Origin of the sequence: Hymenobacter sp. YC55 (genome assembly GCF_029433095.1) — a bacterium.
Lineage (GTDB): Bacteria > Bacteroidota > Bacteroidia > Cytophagales > Hymenobacteraceae > Hymenobacter.
Genome location: NZ_JARNTX010000010.1, coordinates 53,573 through 69,718, shown reverse-complemented (window position 1 = coordinate 69,718; position 16,146 = coordinate 53,573). Strand labels below are relative to the sequence as shown.

Here is a 16,146-nt window from a genome sequence, read left to right as displayed (position 1 = left end):
AGACTTTTTCATAGGTTTAGAAATAAACCTAGGTGACGGCAACCATAGTAATTAAATTTGTGTGGCCCGAACTTCCATACAGCCTAGGATTCCCGTTACGGCATCACTTTTCCGGGTTGGAGTGGCACCTCACCGAAGGACAAGGCAGACTATTCACCTCAGGCAGAAAGTAATTATGGGCAAGAACGGAGTGCGGCTAAAGGACATCGCCGCCAAGGCCAACGTGTCGGTGGGCACGGTCGATCGGGTGCTGCACAACCGCGGCCGCGTAGCAGAGGACGTGCGCCAGAAGGTGCTACGCATGATGCAGGAGCTGGATTACGAGCCCAACCTGCTGGCGCGCACGCTCGGGGCCAATCGTTCTTACCGCCTGGCTGTACTCCATCCCGACCACACACTCGATCCTTATTGGGAGGCGCCCTGGCTTGGCATCGAGAAAGCGGCCCGTGAGTTGAAGGCTTATGGCGTCAGCGTGCTCAGCTTTCCCTACGCCCTGACGCAGGTGGCCTCTTTTCGCCAGCAGGCGCAGGCTGCTACTGAGGCGCAGCCCGACGGTATTCTAGTGGCACCTTTGTTCTATCGCGAGAGCCTGGCCTTTTTTACAGCTTGGCAACAGGCGCAGATTCCGTATGTCTTGTTCAACACCCACATTGCTGAGGCGCAGGCGCTGAGCTACGTGGGCCAGGACTCGTATCAGAGCGGGGTGCTGGCAGGCAAACTGCTGCAGTTGGGCCAACCAGCGCCAGCTACCTTTCTCATCGCGCACATCGGGGAGGACATTGCCAATGCCGTGCATGTAGCCGAGAAAGAGCGTGGCTTCCGCGACTACTTCGCTCAGCTAGCCACCGACCCGGCTCAGGGCACCTACACGTTGCGCCGCTTGGACTTGCCTGACCCAACCGACCCAGCTTTTGCCCGCCAGCTCACGACCTTGCTCGACGAGACGCCCCAGCAGTTGCAGGGTATTTTCGTAAGCACTTCAAAAGCCTACGAGATTGCGCCTTATCTGCAGGCCTATCACCGCGAGAGCCTGCGCCTAGTGGGCTACGACTTGCTGGAAAAAAACCTGCACTTTCTGCACGAGAACGTCATTGACTTTCTCATCAACCAGAACCCGAAGAAGCAAGGCTACCGGGGCCTATACGCCCTGGCCGACCAACTCGTCTTCAAGAAGGAGGTGGCTTCCATTAAAAACCTGCCCCTCGACATCATAACTAAGGAGAATGTGCATTACTACTTAGATAAGTAAGACAACCAGAGCATAGCCATTACAAAGGCCCGAAACCTGCGTCAACACAAAAAGAGGCGGCCTCATAAAGGGCCGCCTCTTTTTGTGTTGACGCAGGTTTCGTTAGAAGGCAGCCGCAAATTCCTTTGCAAAATCGGCCAGCTTTACCTTGCCCATGACTGGTTTGTGGAGTTCATAGTCCTCGCCGAGCTTGCCGCTGTGGATGCTGGCGTACAACTCCACCACGCCAGCAGCAGCCGGGGCTGGCACTCCGTTTTGCTCTAGGTCTTCTTGCATTTGCTCGTTGGTAAAGGTTAACCATTGCAAGTCGGGCTTGCCGATAGCTGCTCCCAGAACACGTGCGGCTTCGGCACAGGTGCACTCATCACTGGAAACGTAGCGAACGTGCTGGCCGGTAGCACCAGGAGTTGTAAGCTCTTCGGCGGCAGCGGCAGCAATGTCACGGGGGTGAACCATGGCTACTTTGTCGTCGCCCCCATAGTTGGCGCCCATAAAGCCTTGAGCTTTTATCATACCCACGAAGCCATACAGGTTGGTGTAAAAAGACGTTGGCCGCAGGTGAGCAAGGGCCACATCAGCTAGTTCGTTAAGAATACGCTCTACGTGATGCGAGCCAAGGATGGGACCGGTGCCTTTGTCTAGATGAGCACCCCAGCTGCTGAGGCCAACAACCCGCTTGACATCTGCTTGCTTGATGGCGTGAGCGTAGTTATGAGCTAGTCGGCTATAGTAGGCCACTTGGTTTGGCTCCGCAAAGTTGGGCGGTACCATCACGTACACGGCATCGGCTCCGGCGAAGGTAGACGCCAGGAAGCCAGCATCTTCGAGCGAGCCGATAGCAGCAGTAGCACCCAAGGCTTTAATTTCCGCTTGGCTGTCGTGCTTGCGACTGATGATGATCACTTCATGACCTTGCTCAACAAGTGCTTGCGCCAATGGCTTGCTGATATTTCCTAATGAACCTGTTACAACGATTTTCATAGAGCGCGACGAAATGATTTACACCAGCAAGTATACTATACCGTATAGTATACTTGCAAGATTTGTTGAATTTATATTCTCTGACGGTCTTTCAAATGCCTATAGATTTAGCTTTCACAAAGCGGCGTCCTCTCGCACGCCAGCAGTAAAACACAGCCAGTTGAAGCAACTAGCACTGTATTAAAAAGTGCCCTAAGCATGTGGTAAAGGAGTTACCGTTGGCCGTGATAAACTGCGTAAGTACGTCGGCATACGCAGTAGGAAGAAGCATGAGTTTGGGGAGTAAGAGTTTAGGAAAAGAAGGCTATCAGTCGGTCATGCTCCGACTGCGCTTAGCCGGACCAGCACTTGTCGAGTAGCTAACCCATTAAAACAGTAAGGCCACTTTGCCTTAAGTGCGGCGCGCTTCCAGGTCGTGGGTTCCAGCCTGTACCTCGGCCACGGGACTATCAAACTAAGAGGCATGGGAACTACCTTACTAAATAGCCAGAAAGTCGAGCCTAAAAACTTATGTACTTCCGTTAGATAAATAGGGGTTCAGAAATATTATCTATAATTTTATGGACATTTCTAAGCAAGTTTGTTGAAAGCCATTTTGTATGCCGACCAGTACCCGACACGCTGTTTACTTTGAAAATGCTGTTGGTCGCATCACTGAGCATCCGGAGGGATATGCTTTCGTTCTATACCATGACGTACCCCGGCAACTCGTTGAATTGCGGGCACTACTGACGCATTTGGGGCAGCTATTGCTACGGCGCAGGTGGCACCGCATTTTGGTGGACATGCACCGGATTCAACCCTTGACTGAGCTGGAAAAAGCCATGTTGGCCAAGGAATGGTACGGGGGTGGAATTGCACGTCCCGAGCGAGTATGCACAGCATTCATGATGGCAAAAGATGCCGTTGCCCGGCTTTCCGTCCACGAAGTACAAGCTGAGGCCCATAAGCGAAACGACTCCAACGCGTTTAAAACATTAGAAGAAGCTCGCGCCTATTTGCTTTCCTGCTAGAAGCTTTGCTGCTACATAAGATTGGTTCTTGCGCACCTGCCAACTCAATGGCTGTATCAACCAACTTCACTCACGGCAATAGGCACATCAACTGCAAATAAGTTCTTTAAGAGTTTCTAGCGACTCCAGTTTGTAATTGGCATCTAAGCATCACTTTTCTAAGTTTTAGCTTTCTGCCACTTAATGCTCTGCTATAACCCTTGCTACTAAGCTATTTTACTGCTGAGTAACTAGGCTTTCGGCAACTTATTATCGGCTGTTGCTTGAAATTCCAGCCGGAAAACACTGCCCACACCTTCAATAGACTGCACCTGAATACTGCCTTTGTGTAGGTGCATAATTTGCTTGGCAAGGCTCAATCCGATGCCTGATCCATTGGAGTGCGTAGTGAAAAACGGAATGAAAATGCTGTCCAGTAAGTCAGCAGGAATGCCAGTGCCGTTGTCTAGTACTTCCAGAACAACTTGTTCTTTCTCCCCCATTCTAGCTAGCAACTGAATCTGCGGATGAGGACGGTTTTGCACTGCGTGTGCTGCGTTGAGAATTAAGTTGATCAGCACTTGCTCCATCAGGCGGCTGTCAGCTTGTAGCAGCAGGTCAGGGGGTTGTACGGAAATCAGCAGCTCGGTATGCTGCTCCGTGAGTTGACGTGTTAGTAGGGCCTGAATGCTGTTAAACAGCTCCTGCACGTAAATAGTGGTCAGCAGCGGCGTGGTGATCTTGCTGAAATTGCGGTATACCTGGGCAAAATTCAGCAAGCCTTCGCTGCGGTGCTGAATAATACGAATGCCCTCTTCCACATCGTCGAGTAGGTCGGGGTCGTAGCTGAATGGTTCGGTGGCTTTCTCTTTTTCCAGGCGCACGTGACGGCGGAGCGTATCCGCTAGCGAGGCAATCGGAGCTACCGAGTTCATAATTTCATGGGTCATAACGCGCAATAGCTTCTGCCAAGCCTCGGTTTCCGTTTCGTCTAGTGCGTGGCTTACATTTTTGAAGGCAATAAGCGTGAAGCTGCGGCCGTGCAGCTTGAACGCTGTGGCCGACAACAGCAGTTGCATGGCCTTCTGCTCTACCGTCAGCTTCACTACTACCGGGCTACCGGGCGCAAGCTGCATAATAGCGTCGTAGAGCACCGCATGGCGCTTTTGCAGCGCATGGATGTTGTGCAAGTAAGGCAGCTCAAGCGTTTGCTTAAACGACTCATTCACCCACTCCACCCGTCCTTCGGCATCATAGGAGATAATGCCGGTGTCAATTAATTCCAGCACCGTTTGCAGGTAGGTGAACTGGGCTTCTTTTTCAGCGCTGAGCTGCCGAAACGTGTTGTTGATCTGGTTGAAGGCTTCGTGGAGTTGCTTAAGAGAAGGGTTGGTGTGCGCTTCGTTGAAGTGCTGGGAAAAGTCGCGGTATTTCACTGCCAGAATAAAGCTAGCTAGCTCTTTGTTGCTACGCGTCACGTAGCGGGCCAGTTCCAGCACGAGTGCAATAAGCAGCAGGCCAGCGAACAGCACCGGTACATACGACGCCTGATTTACGTAGTAAACCGCCCCATATAGCAGCGCCAACAGCCCCAACAGCCGAAAGAAAATGCCGATTTCGAGCCGTTTAAAGGTCATGTTTTTCGAGCCGACGATAGAGGGCCGTGCGGGTGATGCCAAGTTCTTTGGCGGCTTTGGTAATGTTGCCATTGTGGCGCTCAATGACGCGCAGAATCGTGTTCTTTTCCACTTCCTGCAACTGCAAAGGGCCTTCCGTGTGCTCTGCTACTGCCTGACCGAATGCGGGCCCTGACAACTCCATGGCCGAGAAGCTGAAATCCTGCGGGCGTAGCACGTTGCCTTCCGCCAAGATGACGGCCCGCTCCACAGCATGCTGCAACTCTCGAATATTGCCGGGCCAGCTGTGCTGCTTTAGCTTCCGGAAGGTAGCCGGCTCAAACTCCGGAGTGGCTTTGTGGTTACGGGCCGCGTACAGGGCCGCAAAATGCTTTGCGAGCAGGAGCACATCGTCGTCCCGCTCGCGCAGCGGAGGCAAGGTAATTTCGACGGTGTTGATGCGGTAAATCAGGTCTTTGCGAAACAGACTTTTGGCCGCTAGCTCGTAGAGTGGCGCGTTGGTAGCCGAAATAAGGCGGATATCGATAGGCACTGGCACGTTGCTGCCCAAAGGAATTACTTGTCGGTTCTGCAGTGCCGTCAGGAGCTTAGCCTGCTGCGGCAGCGAGATATTACCGATTTCATCGAGAAACAGTGTGCCCGTAGAAGCGGCTTCAAACCGGCCAACTCGGTCGTCTTTGGCATCGGTGAACGAGCCTTTCTTATGCCCAAAAAGCTCGCTTTCAAAAATACCCTCGCTCATGGCTGCCAAGTCGGCGGTGACGAACGGTTTGCTGGCTCGAAATGACCTTTGGTGCAAGGCTTTGGCTACTAACTCCTTGCCAGTGCCGTTTTCCCCTAGCAAGAGTACATTGGCTTCGGTGGGCGCCACTTTCTCGATTTTGTGAAATAGCTCTTGCATAGGCTCCGAGTTGCCTAGCATGGCGTCGTCGGCAAAAGATGTTGGTCGCTTAGGCTGGGAGCTAGTAGTGCCGCTTTTGCGAGTTTTCTGCTGTAGTGCGGCCTTTAGCGTTTCCAGAAATTTGTCGTTGTGCCAGGGCTTTACAATAAAGTCGGTGGCACCCGCTTTCAACGCCCGTACTGCCGTGCTGATTTCGCCGTGGGCGGTAATCATGATGACGGTGGCGTCTTTGTCGCGCTCCAGAATGCGGCCGAGCCAATACAGACCTTCGTTGCCGGTACCGAGGCTGCTTTTAAAGTTCATGTCCAAGAAAATGGCATCGAACGTCTGCCGGCTTAGCACCGAGAGCAGGTTTTCCGGATTCTTCTCCGTCACAACTTCCTGAACTTCGGTTTTGAGCAGCATTTTGACCGCAAACAGCACATCCCGGTCGTCGTCAACTACAAGCACGCGCGCTTTACTGAAGGCCATTAGAACTGTTGCAAATAAGAAAGTAAGAGATACTTAGAAGTTTAGCCAAGAGAGTTTTACCTGAGAAACCACGCCAAACGTCGGCGTGCCAAACTCTGCGAAGCAGGTTGATTCACTCAGATACTTACCCGGCTAGACGCTAAGTACTCGAATACCCACCACAAACTGTACTAATTTACAAAAACGCCCTCGGCAGCTCGCAAAGCGGGTTTTCAAGCAAACACCTGCCCGAAATGTATCAGTACCGGACAGTGAAGTGTATCAAAACCGAACAGTTATACCTTAACGCGAAATAAGATACAATACAAATAATTGAATAACAGCAAATTACACTAATGGCACAATCCTTACTGCTTGCTGTCCGAAAGCAGTTGTGAGGGCATACAACGCATTTCGAAAGTCATGGACGTACCTATTCAGAAGAAAACCTGGACCACCCGCAAGCTACTACTGCTAGCTGGCCTTGTGCTTGTGGCGGGCTTATTGGCAGCAAGCTTTTTTTCCACGGCCGGTCCTACCAAGCTAAACGTGGACCCCGAGCGCCTTACCATCAGCACGGTCACCAAAGGCACTTTTCAGGAGTTCATTCCTATCGATGGGACCGTGATGCCCATCAAAACGATTTATCTGGATGCCACGGAAGGCGGGACGGTGAAGGACATTCTGGTGGAAGATGGAGCCACGCTCACCCCTGGCCAACCCATCATTCAGCTAACCAACACCGATTTGCAGTTGGAAATGGTGAACCGCGAAACGGCCGTGTTCGACCTGATGAATAACCTGCAAGACACGCGCAACCTGATGCGCCAAAACCGCATTCAGCAACTCAACCAGCTAGCCGATATCGACTACCAACTTAAAGAAGCCAAGCGCGTCTACGACCTAAATAAGACGCTCTACGAGCAGAAGGTTGTTTCGCGGCAGGAGTTCAACCAGAGCCAAAACAACTACCAATACCAAGTGCGCAAGCAGCAGCTTACCAAGCAAACCCTGCAGCAAGATTCGGTGGCCATGCGCCAGCAGATCAACCAGATGCAGGAATCGGTGGGGCGCATGCAAAGCAACCTCTCGTTGATGCGCAAAAAGATGGACGACCTCACCATCAAGGCTCCGGTGGCCGGGCGCATCACCTCCCTGAACGCAGAAATTGGGGAGTCGAAGGCCCGCGGGCAGCGCATCGGCCAACTCGATATGCTGAACGGGCTGAAAGTGCGCGCCAACATCGATGAGTACTATATCTCGCGCATTTTTCCGGGGCAGAAAGGCGAATTCGTGCTCGACGGCAAAACCTATGCGCTCAGCGTGAAGAAGATCTACACGCAGGTTACTAAGGGTTTACAAGTGGATATGGAATTTGTGGGGCTAGCTCCGGCAGGTATTCGGCGCGGCCAAACGCTGCAAGTACGCCTAGCCTTGAGCGACCAAACGCAGGCAGTACTGGTACCCAAGGGCGGCTTCAACCAGAAAACTGGCGGCAACTGGATTTTCAAAGTGAATGAAAGCGGCAGCAAAGCTTACAAAGCCGACATCCGGCTGGGCCGGCAAAACCCGGAATACTACGAAGTGCTGGAAGGCCTCAAGCCCGGCGACAAAGTGGTGACTTCCAGTTACGAAGGCTACGAGGATATGGGTGAACTAGTGCTAGAAAACAAGCACGAGTAACTGCGACCTGCTCGATCTAGCGCCCACTTGGCGAAGCATGACTTCTTTCTTAAGAGAATTAGCAACAATACCGATACAGCACCCCACGTCAACCAGTCCAACTCCTAGCACCATGATTAAGATTGAAAACCTGGAAAAGATATACCGCACGGAAGAGGTCGAAACCAAAGCGCTGAACAAGGTGTCGCTCGTCGTGAACGAAGGCGAGTTTGTGGCCATCATGGGGCCGTCGGGGTGCGGCAAGTCTACCTTGCTCAACATCATTGGGTTGCTAGACGAGCCCGATGGCGGCAGCATCAAGTTTGCCGGAACCGAAATAGCCCATTACTCCGAACGCAAACGGGCCGACCTGCGCAAGCGTAACCTCGGGTTCGTTTTCCAAAGCTTCAACCTGATTGATGAGCTGACGGTGGTAGAGAACGTGGAGCTGCCCCTGATCTACCTTGGAGCAAGTGCGGCCGAGCGCAAGCAGAAAGTAGATAAAGTGCTGGAAAAGATGCAGATCATGCACCGCCGCAACCATTTTCCGCAGCAGCTTTCGGGTGGTCAGCAGCAACGCGTGGCCGTGGCCCGGGCCGTGATTAACTCCCCCCGCCTGATCCTGGCCGACGAACCGACCGGTAACCTCGATTCGAGCAACGGCAACGAGGTGATGGAGCTGCTCACTGAGCTCAACGAAGCTGGCACCACCATCATCATGGTGACGCACTCCGAGCACGACGCCCGCTACGCGCACCGCGTCATTCGCCTGCTCGACGGCGAAGTGGTGATGGAGAATGTGCACAAGCAATTCACTGCCTAGCTAACGGGCTGTTTCTAAAGAATTCATTCACTCCTGGCAGCGGTATGTTTCAGCACTCCTTCCTTCTGATTTATCGCAACTTCAAGCGGTTCCCAACCACGTTTTTCATCAACCTAGTTGGTTTATCAACGGGCTTGGCATGTGCATTGGCGGTTTGCCTGTGGGTGAAGGATGAGCTAAGCTTCGACAAGTACCACGCAAACGACAGCCGCCTGTTTTGGGTGATGGAAAACGTGCGCACGGAAAAGGGACTGGATACGCACGCGGGCACTACCGCGCTGCTGGCGGAGGCTTTGGCAGAGGAAATGCCCGAAATAGAATCAGCGGCCGTCGTTACGCCCGCTGCTTTTTTCCCCAAGTTCACATTGGTGAGCCAGAACAAGCACATTCGGGGCGTGGGGAAATTCGCAGCCAAAAGCTTCTTCCACATCTTCTCCTATCCGCTCGTGCAGGGCAATGCCAATCAGGTTCTGACAAACAAACAGGCCATCGTGCTGTCCCAGGAACTGGCGACTAGCTTGTTTGGCAAGCCCGAAAATGCCGTGGGTAAAACGGTGGAATGGCAGCTGGCCGACCTGAAACAAACCTGCATCGTTTCGGGCGTATTCGGCCCCATTCCGGTCAACTCTTCCGAGCAGTTTGATTTCGTGCTAACCTTCGATGCCTTCAAGGATATCATGAAGATGGGGCCCAAAATCAACTGGGAAGACGACGGGCCTTTCAACACCTACATCGTACTGCACCAAGGCGTTGACGTAGAGCATCTTAATAGCAAGATAGCCGGGCTTTTAAACCGCAAAACCGCCAAAAACAAAAACCGCAGCCTCTTTATCCAACCTTACTCCGACCAGTATCTCTACGGCGAGTACAGAAACGGCGTGCAGGCGGGCGGGCGCATCGAATACGTGAAGCTCTTTTCCGCTATTGCCGCGTTCATTCTGGTCATTGCCTGCATCAATTACATGAACCTGGCCACCGCGAAGGCCACGGGCCGCATGAAGGAGATAGGCGTCAGGAAGACACTCGGGGCCAGCCGGACGGCGCTGGTTGTGCACTTTCTACTGGAGTCTGTGCTGATGACGTTTGTGGCCTTGTTTCTGGCCGTCGTGCTGCTGCAAGTAACTCTACCGCAACTCAATGAAATTACGGGCAAGCACCTGACGCTGACCCCAGAGCCTAAGCTCCTTGTCTCGTTCCTGGGGATTGCGCTGCTGACTGGGCTGCTGGCCGGCAGCTATCCGGCCTTCTACTTATCGGGCTTCAAACCGGCTACGGTCTTTCGGGGCACGCAGATGGGTTCGGTGGCCGACCTCTGGACGCGTAAAGGCTTAGTAGTCTTCCAGTTTGTCCTGTCCGTGATTTTCATTGTCTGCGTGCTAGTCGTGCACCGGCAAATGCATTATGTGCAAAGCAAAGACCTGGGTTACGATAAGAGCAACGTCATTTATTTCGAAACCGCGGACAAGTCGGCTCAGGAGCCTACTGCCTTTCTCGCTGAACTAAAGCGCCTGCCAGGCGTGGTGAATGCTTCCGGGATGTGGGGCTTTTTCGTGGCGGTTGGTCCGCACGGCGTGGGCCCGCAACTCGAATGGCAAGGCCGAAAATTTCCGGTGAACAACCTAGGTGTGAACTACGACATGGTGGAAACGCTGGGCATTCAGATGAAAGCCGGCCGCAGCTTTTCCCCGCAATTTCGCTCCGATAGCACCGAAATAATTGTGAATGAGACGCTTGTGAAAACATTGGGTTTGCAAGACCCGATTGGCAAAACCCTTGACCGAGGCAAAATTGTGGGCGTCGCCAAGGACTTCTACTACGAATCGCTGCACGAAAAAGTAGAGCCCTTCATCTTTCGCTTGGAGCCGAAAGCGGCCGGAACCGTGCTGGTCAAGCTCGCACCTGGCTCGGACAAAGAGACCATTCGCCGGCTCCAGCAGTTTTACAAAGCCTACAACGCGGGCCTGACGCTGGATTATCAGTATCTGGACGCTGAGTACCAGGCTCAATATGCTTCGGAAAGGCGCGTTGCGGTGCTTTCCCGCTACTTTGCGGGTTTGGCTATTCTAATCTCCTGTTTGGGCCTCTTAGGACTCACTGCTTTCACGGCGGAAAAAAGGCGCAAAGAAATAGGCGTGCGCAAAGTACTAGGCGCCAGCGAGCTAAGCATAGTTTACCTGCTCTCCCGCGACCTCACCAAACTGGTGGTCGTGGCCATTGTGCTGGCCTTGCCCATCAGCTATCTGCTGGTGCGCCACTGGCTCGACAGCTTCGAGTACCGGATAGCCCTCGAATTCTGGTATTTCCTGGGAGCGGGCCTGCTCGCGCTGCTGGTCGCCTGGCTGACGGTAGGTACGCAAGCTGTACGAGCGGCCCGTATCGACCCGGCACTCTGCTTACGAGACGAGTAAGCTATTCCCGGCACTCTGCCCAATCTTTTTCCCTCCGACTGAAAAGGTTACCTCCCCTTTTACACATCTTGTTATGTTTAAGAACTACCTGAAAGTTGCCTACCGCAACCTCGTTCGGCACAAGGGTTTTTCGTTTCTGAACATTGCCGGCCTGGCCCTGGGCCTTACGGCGTGTTTGCTGATCGGACTATTTGTGTTCGATGAGTTGCAGTACGATAAGGCGGTTCCGGAGGGCAACCAAGTGTATCGGGTGTACACCGAATACACCAAAAACGAAACCCTCGAAACCTTCGCGGTGGTCCCGCCCATGTTTGCCTCCACCATGAAGCAAGAGTTTCCGGAGGTGGAGCAGACCATGCGCATCCTGATGAACTCGTCGATCAGCTTGTTTGAGGTGGGAGACAAGAAAATCTACCTGGAGAACGGGCTGATTGCGGATTCCACGTTTTTCGACGTTTTCCCGCTGCCCTTTAAATATGGTTCCCCCAAGGAGGCCCTGGCCGGCACCCGGTCTATTGTGCTTGCAGAGGAGACTGCCAAGACGCTGTTCAACGACCAAGACCCGGTAGGCAAAGAGGTGAAGATCAGCAAAACAACTTTCATCGTGAAAGGCGTGCTGCGCAACAGCCTGTCCAAATTTCACCTCAAAATCAATTACGTGCTGCCGCTGGCAGCGGCCGAAATACCGGCCGAGCGCATGAAAAGCTGGGGCTGGCAACAGTTCTATACCTACGTAAAGCTGAAGCCGGGAACGGATGCCCAGCAAACCCAAGCCAAGCTGCAAAACTACATCGTGCAGAAAGTCCGGAACCTCGACAAAAAGGACCCTATCACCTACGTTCCGTTTCTGCAACGCCTCACCGACATCCACTTGCACTCCGCTAGCTTCAAGTTTGACTTGGCCGTGCGGGGCAACATCACCTACGTGAAAGCACTCAGCCTTATTGCCGCTTTTGTGCTGCTGATTGCCTGCTTCAACTTTGTAAACCTGGCCACTGCGAAGTCAATGCAACGGGCCAAGGAGGTGGGCATCCGCAAAACCATCGGGGCTAGCCAGCAGCAGTTGATGCTGCAGTTCCTGACCGAAACGGTACTGCTAACCTTTGTCAGCGTGTTGGTCGCGGCGGTTCTTACCTCCCTCGTGCTGCCAACACTCAACGACTTCACCGGCAAGGATATGTCATTCAACCTACTCGCCCAGCCGATTATCCCGCTACTGTTGATGATGCTAACGGTGGTAGTTGGGCTGGTGGCGGGGTTCTACCCGGCGCTGGTGCTGTCGGGATTCCAGCCTATCAAGGTGTTGAAGCGCTCCGTGGCAAGCGAGGGAATGTTTGGCCGGGTGCAATGGCTGCGGCACGGGCTGATTGTGGTGCAGTTCTCGTTGTCGATCTTCTTGATTGTAAGCGCCATCGTGGTTTTTCTGCAGGTTGATTACCTGCACAACAAAGACCTGGGGTTCAACCGGGAGCAGATCATGTTCTTCCCGATGCGGGGCGAAAACATGACCAAGAGCTACGAGGCGTTCAAAAGCGAATTGCTGGAAACGCCGGGTGTGGCGGCAGTTTCTATCGGCTACGGCTTTCCGGGCGACGCCGTGGCCGGCGACCAAATTTCGGTGCCTACTAAAGGCGAGCAAAAGCTGTATTCCGTCACGCACCTGATGGTGGACTACGACTACCTCAAGACGCTTGGCCTGCAGCTACTGGTGGGCCGCAACTTCTCGAAAAACTTGACCACCGATAAAGACCACGCCTTCATCATCAACGAAACCGCTGCTAAGGGACTAGGCTTCGGCACACCGGAGCGGGCTATGGGGCAAACGCTGGTGTGGAACGTAACGCCCGATTCGGTCAAGAAAGGGCAAGTTATTGGGGTGGTGAAAGACTTTCACTACAAGAGCCTCTACGACCGGGTGGAGCCCGCTGTGCTGCACATCAACCCAGCGGATTATTGGAAGGTAGCCGTCAAGCTGAAGGGCGAAAACATAAGCAGCACCATTGGGGGTGTAAAGGAAGCGTGGAGCAAATTCTCCCCTGATTACCCCATCGACTATAAATTCCTGGATGACAATTTCACCCAGATGTATCAGGCCGAAGACAAGCTGAAGTCCTTGCTTTGGGTGTTTACCTCGGTAGCCGTGTTCGTGGGTTGCCTCGGCTTGTTTGGGTTGGCTACGTACGCGGCCGAGCGTCGCAAAAAAGAAATTGGCATTCGCAAAGTATTAGGCGCCAACACGTCTACCATTGTGGCGCTGCTGTCAAAGGAATTCCTAAAGCTGGTGCTGGTAGCGGCTGTCATTGCGTTTCCAGTAGCTTGGATGGTGATGCGCAAATGGCTGGAAGACTTTGCGTACCGCATCAACTTCCCGCTGTGGGTTTTCCTAGCGGCTGGCGTGGCGGCTTTAGTTGTGGCCTTCCTCACCATTAGCTACCAGGCCATTAAGGCGGCAACCACCAACCCCATCAAGAACTTACGAGCCGAGTAATGCTAGAAAGGCTGGCAACGGCTACCTGTTAGCCAGCCTCGCTCCTACTGCTTTGTCATTGGTTTTCTGCTAAACTTCTGCTGTGGTCATGCTTCAAAACTATCTCAAAATTGCCCTACGCAACTTGTGGCGCAACAAAGCCTTTTCGGCTATCAATATTCTGGGGCTAGCCATCGGCCTTGCTACTTGCCTGATGATCATGCTGTTCGTGCAAAACGAATTAAGCTACGACCGTTACAACGAGAAGGCCGACCGTATCGTGCGGGTGGTGTTTCGGGGTTCGGTGCAGGGTCAGAAGATGAAAGAGGCGAATGTGATGCCACCGGTGGCGCAGACACTGCAAACGGAATACCCGGAAGTGCAGGCCGCTACGCGCATACGGGAAGGCGGCACTCCCCGCATCAGTTACGGGGATAAGTCGTTCAAGGAAAGCAGTGTGGCCCTCGTCGACTCCAACTTCTTCCAGGTTTTTACTATTCCCTTGCTTAAGGGCGACGCCAAAACGGCGCTACTTCAGCCCTATACCGTGGTTCTTTCGCAGGCCACGGCGCGCAAGTATTTCGGCAATGCCAACCCAATAGGTAAGGTCCTGAACTTCAAGGAATGGAACCATTCCTGCAAAGTGACGGGCGTGTTTGATAAGGTACCAGCCAACTCGCACTTCCACTTCGATGTTTTTGCGGCCCTGGCCAGCGACCCGGAGGCCAGAGCGTCGTCTTGGATGACCTCCAACTATTTCACCTACTTGGTGTTGCCAGAAGGCTACGACTACAAAAAGCTAGAGGCCAAGCTGCCACAAGTGGTCGATAAGTACCTGGGTCCGCAGTTGCAAAAAGCCGTGGGCATGAGTTTCCAGCAGTTTCGGCAGAAGGGCAACGACTTAGGGCTGTTCCTGCAACCTCTTACCGACATCCACTTGCGCTCCGACTTCACGGGCAACCTGGAAGCTGGGGGTGATGTGCGCTACGTGTACATCTTCGGCTCGATTGCCGGATTTATGCTCCTCATTGCCTGCATCAATTTCATGAACCTTTCCACGGCCGGCGCTTCCAAGCGGGCGCGGGAAGTGGGCGTTCGGAAAGTGCTCGGGTCACTGCAAAGTCAGTTGATTGGGCAGTTTCTGCTCGAATCCGTTTTGCTGACGTTAGTTTCTTTGGTGCTGGCCGTTGTGCTCGTGATTATGGCCTTGCCCGTTTTCAACGACTTGGCGCAGAAACAACTTACGTTCGACTTGATGGCTACTTGGTGGCTGTTGCCGGGCTTGGTGCTGTTCGGGGTGCTTATTGGTGTTTTCGCGGGCAGTTACCCCGCCTTTTTCCTTTCTTCTTTCAACCCGGTGGCTGTGCTCAACGGCAAGTTCACTTCGGGCAAAGGCAGTCTAGGCTTGCGCAGTGGCTTAGTGGTGTTCCAGTTCTGCATCTCTATTATACTGATGGTCAGCACGCTGGTGGTGTATCAGCAACTTGAGTACATCCAAAACAAGAAGCTCGGCTACGACAAAGACCATGTGCTGGTGCTGCCAGAGGCTCACTTGCTGGGCAAGCACGCCGAAGCGTTTCGGCAGCAGCTCCTGCAAGACCCACGGGTGGTAAGTGTGAGCACCTCGGGCTACTTGCCCGCCGGCCCAACATACTCCAACAACTTCCTGGTTTCCACCGACAGTAATCCCACGCAACTACTAAAAGTACTGCGCTACGAAGTCGATCCGCAGTACCTCCCCACGCTTGGTATCCAACTGCTGACGGGCCGCAATTTCTCGGCGCGCCACTCCACCGATTCAACGGCCGTGATTTTAAATGAAACGGCCGCCAAGACGTTCGGCTGGAACAAGAACGATTTAAGCCACACTTTGTCCAACTCCAGCAATCAAGGTCAGAAAATCACGTATCGGGTTATTGGGGTCATCAAAGACTTCCATTTCAAATCCTTACACGAGCCTATTACCCCGCTGGTTATGACACTGGCTCACAGCTCGGGCGCCATGATTGTAAAAGTGAAAGGTTCGGGCTTAGCTGATTTAGTGGCGTCGTTGAAAGAGCAGTGGACTAAGTTTTCACCTGACGAGCCGTTCTCTTACTCGTTTCTGGATGAGCGTTTCATGCAAACCTACGAGGCCGAAAAGAGGCTAGGCCGCATTCTTTACCTTTTCGCGGGTCTCACCGTTTTGGTGGCTTGCTTGGGTTTGTTTGGGCTGGCGACGTTCACGGCCGAGCAACGCACCAAGGAAATCGGTATCCGCAAGGTGTTGGGTGCTTCTGTCACCAACATCGTTTCGTTGCTCTCCAAGGACTTCCTGAAGCTGGTGGTAGTGGCCAACGTGGTGGCGTGGCCGCTGGCGTGGTGGGTTATGCACCGCTGGCTGCAGGATTTTGCTTACCGCATCAATGTTAGTTGGTGGGTGTTTGTCTTGGTCGGCGTAGTGGCGCTTCTCATTGCCCTAATGACGGTGAGCGTGCAAGCCGTGCGGGCTGCTGCGGCCAACCCCATCAAAAACCTGCGAGTTAATTAAGCTGCTTGCTGCTAATCATGCTAAAACGGAGCACGATTCAATGGAG

Annotated in this window: 10 protein-coding genes; 7 read left to right on the top strand and 3 right to left on the bottom strand. The window is 53.4% G+C overall.

Annotated features, from left to right (window positions below; genetic code table 11):
- The first annotated feature begins 175 nt into the window (after positions 1-175).
- Positions 176-1,249 carry a LacI family DNA-binding transcriptional regulator gene (locus P1X16_RS29815; RefSeq protein ID WP_277236421.1) on the top strand — a complete coding sequence of 358 codons (1,074 nt, stop codon included), beginning with the start codon at positions 176-178 and terminating at the stop codon, positions 1,247-1,249.
- 102 nt (positions 1,250-1,351) lie between these two features.
- On the opposite strand, the gene P1X16_RS29810 is transcribed toward P1X16_RS29815, so the two are convergent.
- Positions 1,352-2,230 carry an NmrA family NAD(P)-binding protein gene (locus P1X16_RS29810; protein WP_277236420.1) on the bottom strand — a complete coding sequence of 293 codons (879 nt, stop codon included), beginning with the start codon at positions 2,228-2,230 and terminating at the stop codon, positions 1,352-1,354.
- 599 nt (positions 2,231-2,829) lie between these two features.
- Between P1X16_RS29810 and P1X16_RS29805 the strand changes: the two genes are divergently transcribed.
- On the top strand, positions 2,830-3,243 hold the full coding sequence (locus P1X16_RS29805; protein ID WP_277236419.1) for a hypothetical protein: 414 nt from the start codon (positions 2,830-2,832) through the stop codon (positions 3,241-3,243).
- Positions 3,244-3,473: 230 nt separating this feature from the next.
- Here the strand turns inward: P1X16_RS29805 and P1X16_RS29800 are convergent, their stop codons facing one another.
- On the bottom strand, positions 3,474-4,859 hold the full coding sequence (locus P1X16_RS29800; protein ID WP_277236418.1) for an ATP-binding protein: 1,386 nt from the start codon (positions 4,857-4,859) through the stop codon (positions 3,474-3,476).
- Positions 4,849-6,231 carry a sigma-54 dependent transcriptional regulator gene (locus P1X16_RS29795; protein WP_277236417.1) on the bottom strand — a complete coding sequence of 461 codons (1,383 nt, stop codon included), beginning with the start codon at positions 6,229-6,231 and terminating at the stop codon, positions 4,849-4,851. The genes P1X16_RS29800 and P1X16_RS29795 overlap by 11 nt, the downstream gene beginning before the upstream one ends.
- A 402-nt stretch (positions 6,232-6,633) precedes the next feature.
- Here P1X16_RS29795 and P1X16_RS29790 point away from each other — a divergent pair, with 402 nt between their 5' ends.
- The 5 genes from P1X16_RS29790 (at position 6,634) to P1X16_RS29770 (ending at position 16,100) form a co-directional block, all read left to right on the top strand.
- Entirely contained in the window at positions 6,634-7,893 is a 1,260-nt protein-coding gene (locus P1X16_RS29790; RefSeq protein ID WP_277236416.1) for an efflux RND transporter periplasmic adaptor subunit, read from the top strand.
- Positions 7,894-8,005: 112 nt separating this feature from the next.
- Positions 8,006-8,695 (top strand): ABC transporter ATP-binding protein, encoded by a 690-nt coding sequence (locus tag P1X16_RS29785; protein WP_277236415.1) that lies wholly within the window; start codon positions 8,006-8,008, stop codon positions 8,693-8,695.
- Positions 8,696-8,739: 44 nt separating this feature from the next.
- Entirely contained in the window at positions 8,740-11,103 is a 2,364-nt protein-coding gene (locus P1X16_RS29780) for an ABC transporter permease (RefSeq protein WP_277236414.1), read from the top strand.
- A 73-nt stretch (positions 11,104-11,176) separates the two neighbouring features.
- Positions 11,177-13,591, top strand: coding sequence for an ABC transporter permease (locus P1X16_RS29775; RefSeq protein ID WP_277236413.1), 2,415 nt, complete (start codon positions 11,177-11,179; stop codon positions 13,589-13,591).
- A gap of 88 nt (positions 13,592-13,679) precedes the next feature.
- Positions 13,680-16,100 carry an ABC transporter permease gene (locus P1X16_RS29770; protein ID WP_277236412.1) on the top strand — a complete coding sequence of 807 codons (2,421 nt, stop codon included), beginning with the start codon at positions 13,680-13,682 and terminating at the stop codon, positions 16,098-16,100.
- The last annotated feature ends 46 nt before the right edge of the window (positions 16,101-16,146 follow it).

Coding starts and splice junctions, on each gene's coding strand:
- P1X16_RS29780 (WP_277236414.1), top strand. CDS start 8,740: ATGTTTCAGCACTCCTTCCTTCTGATTTATCGCAACTTCAAGCGGTTC.
- P1X16_RS29800 (WP_277236418.1), bottom strand. CDS start 4,859: ATGACCTTTAAACGGCTCGAAATCGGCATTTTCTTTCGGCTGTTGGGG.
- P1X16_RS29805 (WP_277236419.1), top strand. CDS start 2,830: ATGCCGACCAGTACCCGACACGCTGTTTACTTTGAAAATGCTGTTGGT.
- P1X16_RS29810 (WP_277236420.1), bottom strand. CDS start 2,230: ATGAAAATCGTTGTAACAGGTTCATTAGGAAATATCAGCAAGCCATTG.
- P1X16_RS29770 (WP_277236412.1), top strand. CDS start 13,680: ATGCTTCAAAACTATCTCAAAATTGCCCTACGCAACTTGTGGCGCAAC.
- P1X16_RS29775 (WP_277236413.1), top strand. CDS start 11,177: ATGTTTAAGAACTACCTGAAAGTTGCCTACCGCAACCTCGTTCGGCAC.
- P1X16_RS29815 (WP_277236421.1), top strand. CDS start 176: ATGGGCAAGAACGGAGTGCGGCTAAAGGACATCGCCGCCAAGGCCAAC.
- P1X16_RS29795 (WP_277236417.1), bottom strand. CDS start 6,231: ATGGCCTTCAGTAAAGCGCGCGTGCTTGTAGTTGACGACGACCGGGAT.
- P1X16_RS29790 (WP_277236416.1), top strand. CDS start 6,634: ATGGACGTACCTATTCAGAAGAAAACCTGGACCACCCGCAAGCTACTA.
- P1X16_RS29785 (WP_277236415.1), top strand. CDS start 8,006: ATGATTAAGATTGAAAACCTGGAAAAGATATACCGCACGGAAGAGGTC.